Below are 13,218 nucleotides of genomic sequence, written 5' to 3'. Positions count from 1 at the left end.
GTTGCTTCCTCCTTGTAGGCTCTTGGATATACGATCGATATACCGATTACTTCGTCCGTTTCATCAATGGATGGTCTTCCTTCAACTCCAGCAAATCCCACAGATTGCCGTATAAATCCTTAAATACCGCCACCATGCCGTAATCCGCTTCTTTGGGCTCTCTTACAAACTCAATCCCCCGCGATACCATTTCACGATAATCTCTCCAGAAATCATCCGTATTCAAGAACAGGAACACTCTGCCTCCCGACTGGTTGCCTATAAATGGCTCTTGCTCCGGCTTGGACGCCTTGGCAAGCAATATCGTCGTGCCGACCGAGCCGGGAGGTGCTACGACCACCCAACGTTTATCTTGTTCAGGCTGGTATGTATCTTCAATCAAGGTGAAATTCAGCTTCTCGGTATAAAATGCGATGGCCTCATCATAGTCCTTCACGACTAATGCAATATGGACAATGGATTGTAACATGTCTTCTCCCCCACCCATGTGATTTTTCAATTTAGTTTCTTATAAATCTTCTTGTACGATTGGTACGCCCAGGAACCTTGTATACCATTCTACTGCTTTTCCATATCGTTGACATGAAAAAAACATAAAACGAAAAGTTACCCAGTGTGATTAACTGGTTCCACTAGGTTGCAGCTGCTCAACGGAGTTGGCGGACTGAATGATTTTTCTTATTCATACGATATGTTCTACTCTACCTTCCATTGTGGTTACGCACAAGCGTTCCTATTCATTATCGTTCTTAAATATTTCGCGCTAGATGATCCCTTCTAATTCCGTCAGCTTCTTTATGATGTAATCGGGCTGTATATGATCTGGCCTTATTTTGTTCAAGCGATTGATCCAAACGGCTCGGATTCCCAATGCTTGAGCCCCCTCAACATCACTTGTTAATGAATCCCCGACATGCAGGACCTCCGCATTCTTTAACTCATACCTTCTAAGTGCTTCTGCAAATATTTCCGATCTAGGCTTATATGACCTAACATCTTCGCTAGTGATCACGCCAGTGACCTTTAAATCGTGAAACCTTATCGCTGCCATCACATCCGATGTATCAATATTAGAAATGATATATATGGGCAATTCACACGACTTCAGAAAAGAGAGCGCATCTTCATAAATACCTGGCTTTTGCCAATGCTCAAATTGCTCCTGAATGATCTCCTCTGCAATGCAATCCGATTTGAAGTAGTCTATCGTCGCGCGTAAAGATGTTCTTCCCAGATTTCTTTGATTATCGAAGCTTTTCCCATAGCTTTCATGAAACATGTTTGAAAAGGACTTCCACCAGTATTGTCCTATTTCCTGAATGGTACAGTCCTCAGAGGAAGTCGCCTTGATTTTTTGGCATATTAACGGAATGATCTCATCATCTTCATGAACCACAGTCCCATAAAAGTCGAGGAAAATCGCTTTGGTTGTCACTGTTATTCCTCCCTCACGTTCTAATTCCATCACTTCATATGACTGTACTAACACCTCACTGAATCTAATTAATCCCTGCACAGGCTTTCCCCGCCACTTATGGATAAACACCCGAGGGCTCTAGTTCTACTAGCGCCCTATCGGAGCTTTCCTAGCCTCGAACGTAATCATCTGATCCGCTTTAACAGGTTTATTCAACCATGTATAGTCAGCCGACTTCGTGATCTCTTCATATCCCTGCTTCTCTAGCATGAGTTCAAATTCGTGGTATCCATACCAACTTAGAGGAAACCGCTGCAGCTCGGTCTGAACCAAATGGCCTTCCTTCCACTTTTCATACTTCAGAATCGAGACGATGCGCTGGTCAAGCAGATTGCATTCCGTACGTCTATCCTCCAGAACGATGACTGCGTTATCGGAGGTTTCCCAGCTCCTAGTCGAGGTGTGATTCGCGTCAAAATTAGTAGGAATAAACAAATCCACAATTAATCTGCCACCAGGTCTCAAGTGAGAATAAAAATGACGCAGTGCCGTAACAGCCTGCTCCCGACCCTCTATTAATTGAAAGGATCCGGCAGGGATGATAATGGCCTCATACGAATCCGTCAACGAAAAGTTATGCATTTCGTCTTCATACAGTTTAGTTGTTAGGCCCAATTCCTCGACTCGTCTTCTGCAAGAATCCAGCATAGCCGTTGAATTATCCACGCCTTCCATATCGATCCCTGCTTGAAGCAGCGGAATTAACACCCTCCCTGATCCACAGCCGACTTCCAGCACCTTTCCTTGTACGTCCTTCAGACGTTCTAAATAATACTCCACGTCACCAAACGAGAAACCTAATGGTTTACTCAGATCATACACTTCCGTACACAGCTCTCCATACAAACTATACATAGAATAAAACTCTCCATTCTATATGTGATTTCTTGTTAATGCCCTCCATAGCAGTATCATTACACTTCTCTTTTCTCATCCGGTAGATAGAGGATTCTTTGATAATCCCAATCTTTAGTATCCATATCGCCTACATCATAAATATCTACATCAATATTAAAGTACTGCCCTCCGTTGCAAATCACACCGGTATGGTTGTACCTTCAACGATTTTGGATCGTACAGTTTGAACCCTTAATCCCCATGTTAGGTGAAGCGAGTGAATCGTATGGGATTGCCGCCGTGTTTTTTCTCGTTCTAGTAGAATCTATTTCTTTAGAGGCATTCCTTACATCATATAAGAGAGTCGCAGGAAGAACTATACCCATTATATTTATAAATAATCTCTACTTAAAACGATTCCCAAGGCATATATTCTATTTTACATCCTAATTTCTATTTGGTAAAAAGCAGCAAAAGGACTCCCCGGCTCATGAGATCATGTCAGCAGGAAGTCCCCTATATTTGGTGCGTTTATGCTACGCTCTTAAAAAGGCAATATAATCCGTTATTAACCCTTTGTGTCCCAAATGCCGAAGCATGGTCGTGATATTGCCTCTATGATAGGTTCCATGATTTACGACCTGCTGGAGAATCTCCGAAATCGAATTCTGAAATGCCTCACCCGCTGTGTTGTGGTAAGTCACAACCTTCCCCATATCGCCAACCGACGCTAAATATTCATGGTGCTCGGTTTGGAGCCGGCTCATGTATTGATAAGCTGCTTCCAAATTCGCGAACGGTCTCGCGGCAAGCGACGGAGGGCTTTCCTCCTTGATCCGGGCAAACCAAACTTCCTCCGCAGCCGCAAGGTGACCGAAGACTTCGGCGATGGATTTGAAGCCCAGATTCACTTCCTGGAGAAACACGCCTTCCGGCAAGGATTGCAGATGGTTCCATAGTCTTTCGTTCGCCCAAATGTGATAATCGTACAATTGAAGATACGCTTCGTTCATTCTGCTCTCTCCTCTCTTGATCGCTTTATCGGAAAGTCTGAGTTTACGATGCTGGCCCTAGCACCTATCTCCTAGCACCTCGATAGAAAATTATACCATATATAACGAAAAAGCAGGCACGGAGATCAAACGAACATAACGCATATTCGAGATTACTCTTTAACGCTGCCAAGCACGATACCTTTGACGAAAAAACGCTGGAGAAAGGGATACAGCAGCAGAATCGGCAGTGAGCCGATAAATATTTGCGCGGCTTTAAACGTTCGGTTGGATACTTCGGAAAGGGCCGCGGCATCGTCTGCATTGATCGACGTCAGGTTGGTCTGTACGATAACGGTCTGAAGATAACTCGACAACGGGTATTTTTCCGGAGAATTCATCAGTAACAGTCCGTCAAACCATTCGTTCCATTGGCCGACGATCGTAAACAGCGTAACGGTAGCCATGGCCGGCAGCGACAGCGGCGCGTATATTTTCCACAGGCTGGTGATGTAGCTCCCGCCGTCAATGAAGCAGGATTCCTCCAGTTCCTTGGGCAGGCCGCGAAAAAAATTGAGCAGCAAAATCACGTTGAACACTGCTACAGCACCCGGGACGACCAACCAGGCATATTGCGTGCGAAATTTAAAATCCCGTGGTTCCTTCGACAGGGGATAAGCGATGAGCAGGGTTAGCAGCATACTGATCCCGGTCCCGAGAACGACACGCTGCACGGTGACCCACATCGCTACCATAAATTGCGGTTTGTTCAGCACGTACTGATAGGAGCTAAGCGTAAAATCAACGGGCCACAGCTTCACGATCCCCGCCGTCGCCGCGCCTTTGGAGCTGAGGGAAACCGCCAGAATATGAACGATGGGAAGAAAGCAGAGCAGCCCCAGACCGATCAGAAAAGCGTAGTTGAAGCCAAGAAAAAATTTGCGGCTGAGTGACGGTTTATGCATACGGGACACCTTCCTTCCTAAAATATTCTGTAATTGGCGAACTTGGATGCCAGGGCGTAGGACGTCACGATAAAGACGAACGAGATCAAGGATTTGAACAAGCCGATCGCCGTGGCCACCCCATACTGGGCACCCTGCATGCCGATCCGGTAAATAAACGTATCCAAAATATCCCCGCTCTCATAGACCTGCGGGCTGTACAAGTTGAATACCTGATCAAAACCGGCATTCAGCACATTCCCAAGCGAGAGGGTCGCTAGCAAAATGATGATCGGCATCATGCCGGGAAGCGTGATGTGCCAGGTCTGTTTCCAGCGGTTGGCGCCATCAACCGTAGCCGCCTCATACAGGGAAGGATTGATGGAGGTTAACGCTGCCAAATAGACGATGGTGCTAAAGCCGAATTCCTTCCAGATGTCCGTTATGACGAGGGTATAAGGAAACCATTGGTTGCTGCCCAGGAAAAAAATCGGCTCGATACCGAACCAGCCCAAAATCTGGTTCACGATCCCGTTCGTCGGCGACAAGATGTCGATAAAGATTCCCCCAAGGATGACCCACGATAAAAAATGCGGCAAATATACAAGCGTCTGCACGCCGCGTTTGATCAGCTCGTTCCTCAGCTCATTCAGCAGCAGGGCTACCAGGATCGGCACGACCAATCCTCCGATGATTTTCATGAAGGCGATAAACACCGTATTCCAAATGATTTGGCCGGTTTCCGGCAGATCGAACACATAGCGGAAATTGTCCAGCCCGATCCAATCCGAGCCGAAAAGGCCTTTGAACGGAACGAATTTCTGAAAGGCCATGGCGATGCCGATCATCGGCCAATAGCTGTAAATCAGCACGATGACGATGCCGGGCAAGATCATCAGATGAAGCGGCCACTGCCGCCGAAATTTTTTGCTTAACATGGCGATCCTCCTGTCTGTCAATGTGTATCCCATTCGCCTCAGCAGGTGGTGAAATGAGAACAGGGGCGGGTGTCAGAAACCTCCCTCCCCTGTTCCCGTTAGCCGGACCCCTTTTATCTGGCGGCCTTCCATGCATTAACTTCTTCCGTAATCTTGTCGCCGCCGAGCTTCTTCCAATTGGCCACGAACTCATCAAAGGCGTCGATGCTTGCCTCGCCCAAAATGATTTTGATGAACGTTTCCTGCTCCAGCCGGTCGAGCGTCGCTTTTTTATCCGCCATGGTCTCGGTCGGAGCGCCGACATAACCGTTCGAAATGACTTTGCCCGCATCGTTCAAATCGCGAAGCTGCTTCATGGAGCCTTCCGGCCCATTGGCGGCATAGCCGGACCAGCCCATCGGATTGTTGCCTGCGAGATATTCCTGGAACTCCTTGAACATGATTTTCGTTTCGGCGCTGGTGATGTCCGCGTCGCTTTCGGATTCCAGCGCTTTGGCCAGCTCCTCCTGCCGGATCAGGTCTTTGTTCGGATTGACGACCTCAACCAGCGAATATTTGTTGACCCCGATGGATACGCCGTCTTCGATGATTTGACCGTACTTGTCAAATTCCGCATTGTCGCTGTACAGCTTCTCATAATACTGGTTAGCCAACTTGACGATGACCTCGGGATGCTCGTACCCCTTTTTGACCACGTAATATTGGGATACGGCAAAAGGCATCTGCACCGTCGCCGGACCGCCTTCCAATGACGGGATCGGGTAGGACTTCCAATTCACCGATTCATCTTCTTTCACCATGTCCCAGAAAGGCCATGCCGGATACCAGCTGGGTCCGATCAGCATGCCGATTTTGTGGGTGGTCACGGTTTCAAAGACCTTTACGGTGTCCTTTACGCCGAACTCCGGGTCGATCAGTTTGTTCTTGAACATGTCCTGCAGCTTGGCCAGCGCTTCCTTCATCTCCGGCTGAATGCTGCCGAACTGCAATTGCCCCTCTGCGTCTTCGATCCAAATTTGCGGGAAACCGCCGAAGCCGTTAAAGAAACCTACCGAAGAGCTGTTTAATCCGATATCCTTGGTCAGCGCAAGTCCGTAGGTATCGGCCTTGCCGTTCCCGTCCGGATCCTGCTTGGCAAACGCCTCCGCTATGGCCACAAGGTCATCCATCGTGTTCGGTTCAGGCAGATTCAGCTTCTCCATCCAATCCTCCCGGACCCACAGCAGCGGAGCCGAGCCGCCGATGACCGGCTGGGTGGACGGGATCGCCAACAGCTTGCCGTCAAACGTCGCGGAAGGGAGAGCGTTTTTCTCGATCTCCATGACCTGCTTCAGGTCATCGCTGGCGTAATTCTCGAAAGCGGGCGTCAAGTCCGCCAATTGCCCGGCGTCCGCAAGCTGGCGCAGCTGCTCCGGCGTCACCTGCATGATATCCGGGAGGTCGTTCGAAGCAATCGCGATATTCATTTTGGATTCATACTGCTCCTGGCCCGTCACCACCCATTTATAATTGAGGTTGATGCCCATTTCCTTATATAGGTCGGTCCACACGTTGTTTTTAATATCCTGTCCGGACGGGAACTTCACTTCTTCTCCCACGAACCGGACGGCATCCAGCTGAATGGGGGGATCATACTTGCCGAACGGGTCGCCCGGCTCCAAGGCCGTGGCTTCGCTATCGGTGGATGAACCAGCCGCGCTGCCTCCGCCTCCTTCCCCTTTGCTGCTGCAAGCGCTTAAAATAAACACGAAAGCCAGCATACTGATCCACAATACGGACAAGATCTTATTTCTCTTCATGTTTGCGACCTCCTTGAATTCGATGTTTGTTTAGAGTATAAGGGAACAAAAAAAGAGCTATCTACTTTAAGCTCTTTACTTTGATATCTTCTCTTTACATGTTGTGCAGTTCTCTGTATTCCTGCGGCGTCAAATGGGTCGTTTTTTTGAAAAAGCGGTAAAAATACGGCGGAGAACTGAAACCCACCGCAGCGGCGATGACATGGATTTTGTCCGTTGTCTCCTTCAGCAGCTGCTTCGCTTTGGCCAGCCGTGCCGCATTAATCGACTCGGACAGGCCCTCACCGGTCACTTGTTTGTACAATCTGGACAAATACGAAGGGTTGTGTCCCACGGCCTCCCCGATTTGCGTCAAAGACAGGTCGCCGCTTAAGTGATCCTCGATATACCGTTGAACTTTGGCAATCACCTCATGCTGCTGATCCTGCTTCCCCTGCTCTTTCCGGTTGAAGATAATGTCCGCCAGCCTTTCGAAATATTCGGCCGCCTCCGTCCAGGAGTCATGCTCCTCCAGATGAGTCAATGTGATATAATCCACCGCCCCTTCTCCTTCCACGTTCTGGCAGAGAGCTTCCATATCCACCAGAGACGGCATCATCACGGACACCAGGCCGTAATACACTTCCATCTTCAGCAAATATTCAACCTCCGGCGGGAAGGAAGAGGTACCGGTCACCTCATGCAACAGCTGCATGAACTCCTCCCGGTCCCCATTGTCTAGACAGCCGCGCAGCAGCTCCATCCGCTTCAGATGCGAGCGAGAGCGCCCCAGAAAATTCCCCATGCGATCCGGGCGGTTACGCTCACCGGCTTCGGTCAACAGAGATTCGTGGCCGATCCCGAGGCCGCTGTCCAGCAGCTGCTTCAGTGATTCGAATTTGTCAGGCAGCCGTTCCCAATCAACCCACTCGCCAGCCATGGCAAACGAAGTCTTCAATTTCAAAAGCGTTTTGCAAACGTCCTGAATTTGTTCCAGCATCCCGTGGACAAAACGCTGGACCCGTTCCGCCGCCGGTCCTCCAACCTCCTCCGGATTCTCCTCCCCCTCCTCTTTGTGCTGCAAAATCCAGATCATCTTGGCCCTGCCGAACTCCACGGCCATGCCGTCGGTCATCGGGCCGAGCAGCTCGCCGATGATGTTCTGGACCGCGTACAGCATCAGCGATTGGGCCGATGGACCGTCTTGCCTTTGCCAGCCGTCTAGCCTGCATAACAGCAGCAGGCAAGACTTGCCGGGATCCAGCTTCATCTCCAGCTCCGCAAAGCGCTGCTCCAGCTCCTCCCGCCGAATAGGACAAGGTGCTTTTTGCATCAGCTCCAGCACGTACTGCTGCTGTAAAAACGGCAGCGCCATGCGCATATTCTCCCTCGCTTTGGCAATCAGACTGCCCTCTTTCATCTCCTGGTCAAGCAGCTCCACGGTCTTCTCGATCGCGCTCAGCACAGCATCGTTTCCCTCTGCCTTAAGAACGTAATCGACGCTTCCTTGCCGTGTGGCCTCCTGGATATAAGAAAAGTCGTCGTATCCGGTCAAAAAAATCACTTTGCAACGGGGCCACTGTCTGGATATTTCCTTTTGCAGGGCAAGACCGTTTAACCCCGGCATTTTGATATCCGACAAAACGATGTCCATTTTCGCCCGTTTTAGCCAGCTCAAGGCCTCCGATGAGGAATAAGCCTTATACACCTCAAGCTCTAGAAATTCCGCGCCAAGGCACAATTCCGCAAGCCCGTTTACGATAAAAGGTTCGTCATCCACGATCAGTATTCTGTACCTGCTCTTCATCCATCCCGCTCCTTTCTTGCTTTGGCAGTGCCATATCGATTCTCAAACCGCCTAACCGGCTTCTCGAAAAGGCCAATCCACCCGCAGGCCCGAATTTTAAACGAAGGCGTCGATGCACGTTGGATAAACCGGTGATCTCTCCTTTTACGTCCGAATTCGCGATCATGGATTGCAGGTTCCGCAGCTTTTCGTCCGTCAACGTCTCCCCGTTATCCTCCACGATGATATGCAGGACATGCCGTTCAGCGGCCATGGTCACTTGGATTTGCCCATCCGCTTCCTTCTCCTCAAGTCCGTGCTCGTATGCATTTTCGATTAAGGGCTGCAGAATGAGCAGCGGAACGTCCAATTGCTCCCAATCACCGGGGATGTCATCCCAATAAGCGGATATCCGGTTATGGAAACGGATGGACTGAATGTCCACATAAGCCTTGGCATGCCCCACTTCCGCCTTCAACGAAACTTCGTCGGCTGCGTTGCGGGTGATGAACCTGAAATATTCCCCCAAATGACTCGTAAAACGAACGATATTCTCATAATCCTGCATCTCTCCCATCTGATGAAGCGTAAAGAAACTGTTATATAAAAAATGAGGGTTGATCTGGGATTGGAGCTGCTTCAGCTCGGAACGCTGCGAGCGGATTTTCTGCTCAAACACTTCGTGGATCAGCACCTGCAGGCGCTTCACCATATGGTTAAACTGCTCGTACAGATAGTGGAACTCGTCATGATGCTTATGGCGCAGCTCCACCCGGGGACTGTCGAAATCGATGTTGCGGAATGCCCTCACCATCCGCTGAAGCGGCTGATGAATCCGGCTGTAGATCCAGCCCGAGAACAGAATAACCACCAGCAGGGAGAAGCCCGACAGCCCGAAAAAGATCATGCGGTATTTTCCGAGCGGGCCCAGAAATTCGGCTTCGGGCACATACACCACCAGGTCGGCATTCAAAAAGGCGGAGCGCTCCACGCTAACCCAATAGTTGGCCCCATCCGCCTTTACCTTCGTGTTGTAGGGAAGCTTCGAAAATTCGGTGGTTGTTAGCGCTTCCAAATCAATGTGCTCGGCCAACCGCGGACCGATTCCGCCTCCATCCTCCTGAGTCAGGACCCAGCTGTTGTCCACGCCGATGAGAACGGCCCCCCCGTCCCCCGTGGCCAGCTGTAGGAGCGCCGTTTGCATTTTCGGAACGGAGAGCTCCGCCGCAATCGCAAAATTAGGCGGATTGCCGTTTCGCAATCGTTCCGGGTATACCATCCCCAACAGAAGCTTGTTCTTCCATTCGAAAATGACCCGATCGGGATGCTCCTCAAGCGCCTTCATCTGCTCCGGCGGCATGGCTCCTTCGTATGACACCTGTTCAATCGTTTTCTCAATCAGCGGAATATAAGTTTTGGCCTCCTGAACGTATTGATTGGAGCTTTGCAGCAGCCGCATTTTGCCCTGGAGGCGGTTGATCGCCTGAAAATATTCGGAACGGCTCATGGCGGGCGCGATGGTACTCAGCTTTTGCAGGTCGGAGTCCTGCGACAAATCGTTCATCAGCAGCACCGTCGATCGCAGCTCCTGCTCCAGCGTGCGCATGAAAAAATTAGTTCTCGCATTCAAGGACTGGGTAATTTCCTGCTCCACGCTCGCAAGCCCGGACTCGTTCATGTACAGGGCAGCGGCGTAAACCGGCATAATGGCCAACAAAAAGCCGGCCACGATTTTGGGATAAATCGATTTGAACCACAGCAGCTTCATCGTTTGCCTCCACTTCGTTACCATGATCGCTTCGCCTAACCGATGAACAGAATAAAAACGGACCATAACGGTTACACGATTGTTCACGACCGGTTAGCCCGGCTAAAGCGAGGACGTCCGACAACTTCGGGATATCCGCTTTCGCCGGGTTGAACCTGTATCGTTAAGATTCTTTATGTCTGGGTGGGACGGACCGGTTAGCCTTCCACCATCAAGCTTGCGATCTCTCCTCTCGTCGAGTCGGGACCGACCTGAATGCGGAACTCGCCGGGCTCCACCACCGGCTTCAGGTCAAGACCGATCATTTCCAACTGCTCGCTGCCGATGGTGAACGTTACTTCCTGCGTCTCCCCGGCCTTCAGGAACACCTTTCGGAACCCTTTCAAGGCCTTCTCGGGACGGGTAACGGAAGCGGCCAGATCCGAGACGTAGAACTGAACAACTTCCGAGCCGTCCCGTGCTCCCGCGTTGGTCACGTCGATCCGGACCGTGGCTTCGCCGCCTATGGGAACGACGGCCGGCTCAACCGTCAGACGGCCGTAACGGAATTCCGTATAGCTTAAACCGAAGCCGAACGGATAGCGCGGCGCTAGATCCGTCTCCAGGTAACGCTTGCCCCGAGTCCGTCTGGCATTGTAATTGACCGGCAGCTGGCCAACCTCCTTCGGAATGGACAGCGGCAGACGGCCGGACGGGTTGATATCGCCAAACAGCATGTCCGCAATGGCGCTGCCTCCCTCTTGGCCGGGATACCAGGCTTCCACGATGGAAGGGATGTGCTCGTCGATCCACGGCTCTGTAATCGGCCGTCCGTTGATATAGACAACAATCACGGGCTTTCCGAGCTTATGGAGCTCCTGCAGCAGCTCCAGTTGCACGCCCATCAGCGTCAGGGTCGAGCGGTCAATGCCTTCCCCGCATTCCATATCGCTCTTTGCATGCCCGGTCACGACCGAGGCACCAGTTCTCAGATCGATGGTACCCTCCCCGAAATCCCGTGCGCTGGAGCCGCCAAGCACCATTACGATGACATCGGCCTGTTCCGCGCACGCCAGCGCGTGAGGGAACCCTTCCCTTGAATCGCCTTGAATACGGCAGCCCGGGGCATATAGAACGCGGCTGTCTCCCAGCCGTCGGCGGATGCCGTCCAGCACCGTTACGATCTGCCCCGGCTGCTGGGGGGAGGTATAATCGCCAAGCTGATGGTACGGCGCATGGGCGTTGGGGCCAATGACGGCAATGGTTCCGCTGCTCGAATCCAGAGGCAGCAGGCCCCCCTCGTTCTTCAGGAGCACGATGCCTTCAGCCGCTGCATGGTAGGCTAGTGCGGTATGCTCGTTGCAGCCTATGACCTGCTCTGCCCAGGCTGGATCTACATAAGGCCGATCAAAGAGTCCCAGACGAAACTTCAGCTCCAACACGCGTCCGGCTGCCATATTCAGATCGTCTTCAGTGATCAGCCCTTGCTCCAGCGCTTGGTGAAGATGTGCCCGGAACATGGTCCCTGACATCTCCATGTCGACACCGGCCTTCAGCGCCTGGGCCGCCGCCTCCACGCCCGATCCGGCCGTATTGTGACCGCATGCTAACATATGGATCGCGCCGCAATCGGTAATGACGAAGCCGTCAAAGCCCCACGCCTCGCGAAGTACATCTTGCAGCAGGTACCGGCTGGACGTGCAGGGGACTCCGTCGATTTCATTATAGGCCGTCATGACCGACAAGGCACCCGCTTCAACGGCTTTGCGGAACGGCAGCAGATCGACTTCGTGAAGCTCCCGTTGTCCTATGTGGACGGGGGCCCCGTTGCGTCCCCCTTCGGAAGCGCCGTAGCCTGCGAAATGCTTCAGCGTAGCCAGCAGGCTGATATGTGAATCAAGGCGCTCGCCTTGCAGTCCCTGCACGGCGGCAACCGCGAATTCGGCCACCAAATGGGGGTCCTCGCCGAAGGTTTCTTCGGTACGCCCCCACCGGGGATCCCGTACCACGTCCAGCACCGGCGAATAGGTGGCCGCTCCCCCCTGAGCTCTTGTCTCGGCGGCAACGGCGCGGCTTATGCTGCGGAACAGCTCCGTGTTCCAGGTGCTTCCGATCGTGAGCGGTACGGGGAACACCGTCGCCCCGATTGCCATATGTCCGTGGGAGCATTCTTCCCCGAACAAAATCGGAATCCCAAGCCGCGAGTGCTCCATCGCATAACGCTGAATCGCATTAACCGCTTCTGCCCCTTCCCGCGGGGACAGTCCGTTCGTCAGCGTCACTCCGGTCCAGGGATCGGCCCGCAGCGTACCATACAAGGAACCGATTCCTCCCTCCGCAAGCTGCGACTTGAACTCCTCGGTTAGCTTGATCGTGCCGTCGTCGTTCCTTATGTAAGCTTTCCAACCGAACGGCTGGATCAGCTGTCCGATTTTTTCCTCGACCGTCATCCGCTCCAGCAAGTCCTCGACCCGCCGCGAAACCGGCCATGCAACGTCCTTATAGTCCATGGCGCACCCCCTTTCTTTTCCTGTTTAATTCGTTCTTACTGATTACATGCAACCGTTCGATGAATGTTCCCGCATCCTATTAGGGTTCGGATTTAAGGCGATTTCCTATTGTCTTCAACGCCAATATCGCCAAAGCAGCAGCCCTGCCGAAATTTCCGATTGAAGAAAAAGGCTCTCCGGCACGATCCGATCGGCCGGAGAACCTCCCT

At 51.9% G+C, this 13,218-nt stretch carries 10 protein-coding genes; all 10 read right to left on the bottom strand.

What is annotated here, in order from left to right:
* Positions 1 to 46 precede the first annotated feature (46 nt).
* Positions 47 to 469 carry a VOC family protein gene (locus ACPV3A_RS22310; RefSeq protein ID WP_426201211.1) on the bottom strand — a complete coding sequence of 141 codons (423 nt, stop codon included), beginning with the start codon at positions 467 to 469 and terminating at the stop codon, positions 47 to 49.
* A gap of 294 nt (positions 470 to 763) precedes the next feature.
* Entirely contained in the window at positions 764 to 1,435 is a 672-nt protein-coding gene (locus ACPV3A_RS22305) for an HAD family hydrolase (protein WP_426201209.1), read from the bottom strand.
* A 129-nt stretch (positions 1,436 to 1,564) separates the two neighbouring features.
* Positions 1,565 to 2,332, bottom strand: coding sequence for a class I SAM-dependent methyltransferase (locus tag ACPV3A_RS22300; protein WP_426201207.1), 768 nt, complete (start codon positions 2,330 to 2,332; stop codon positions 1,565 to 1,567).
* A 518-nt stretch (positions 2,333 to 2,850) separates the two neighbouring features.
* Complete coding sequence (locus ACPV3A_RS22295; RefSeq protein WP_339294504.1) at positions 2,851 to 3,327, bottom strand: DinB family protein; 477 nt, start codon at positions 3,325 to 3,327, stop codon at positions 2,851 to 2,853.
* 152 nt (positions 3,328 to 3,479) lie between these two features.
* The gene (locus ACPV3A_RS22290; RefSeq protein ID WP_426201205.1) at positions 3,480 to 4,271 is read right to left on the bottom strand and encodes a carbohydrate ABC transporter permease; all 792 of its coding nucleotides are present in this window, start codon (positions 4,269 to 4,271) and stop codon (positions 3,480 to 3,482) included.
* A gap of 17 nt (positions 4,272 to 4,288) precedes the next feature.
* Positions 4,289 to 5,188, bottom strand: coding sequence for an ABC transporter permease (locus ACPV3A_RS22285; protein WP_220684415.1), 900 nt, complete (start codon positions 5,186 to 5,188; stop codon positions 4,289 to 4,291).
* 113 nt (positions 5,189 to 5,301) lie between these two features.
* A complete protein-coding gene (locus ACPV3A_RS22280; protein ID WP_426201202.1) occupies positions 5,302 to 6,987 on the bottom strand; it encodes an extracellular solute-binding protein in 1,686 nt (561 codons plus the stop codon).
* Between the two features lie 94 nt (positions 6,988 to 7,081).
* Entirely contained in the window at positions 7,082 to 8,773 is a 1,692-nt protein-coding gene (locus ACPV3A_RS22275; RefSeq protein WP_426201200.1) for a response regulator transcription factor, read from the bottom strand.
* Entirely contained in the window at positions 8,739 to 10,607 is a 1,869-nt protein-coding gene (locus ACPV3A_RS22270; protein ID WP_426201198.1) for a sensor histidine kinase, read from the bottom strand. Before ACPV3A_RS22270 ends, ACPV3A_RS22275 begins: the two co-directional genes overlap by 35 nt.
* Before the next feature lie 110 nt (positions 10,608 to 10,717).
* Complete coding sequence (locus ACPV3A_RS22265) at positions 10,718 to 13,009, bottom strand: glycoside hydrolase family 3 N-terminal domain-containing protein (protein ID WP_426201196.1); 2,292 nt, start codon at positions 13,007 to 13,009, stop codon at positions 10,718 to 10,720.
* Between the last annotated feature and the right edge of the window lie 209 nt (positions 13,010 to 13,218).

It is taken from the genome of Paenibacillus sp. Dod16 (genome assembly GCF_049893405.1).
Classification (GTDB): Bacteria; Bacillota; Bacilli; order Paenibacillales; family Paenibacillaceae; genus Paenibacillus_AQ.
Note: the sequence above shows the minus strand (reverse complement) of the source record. Positions and strands in the feature narration are given on the sequence as shown.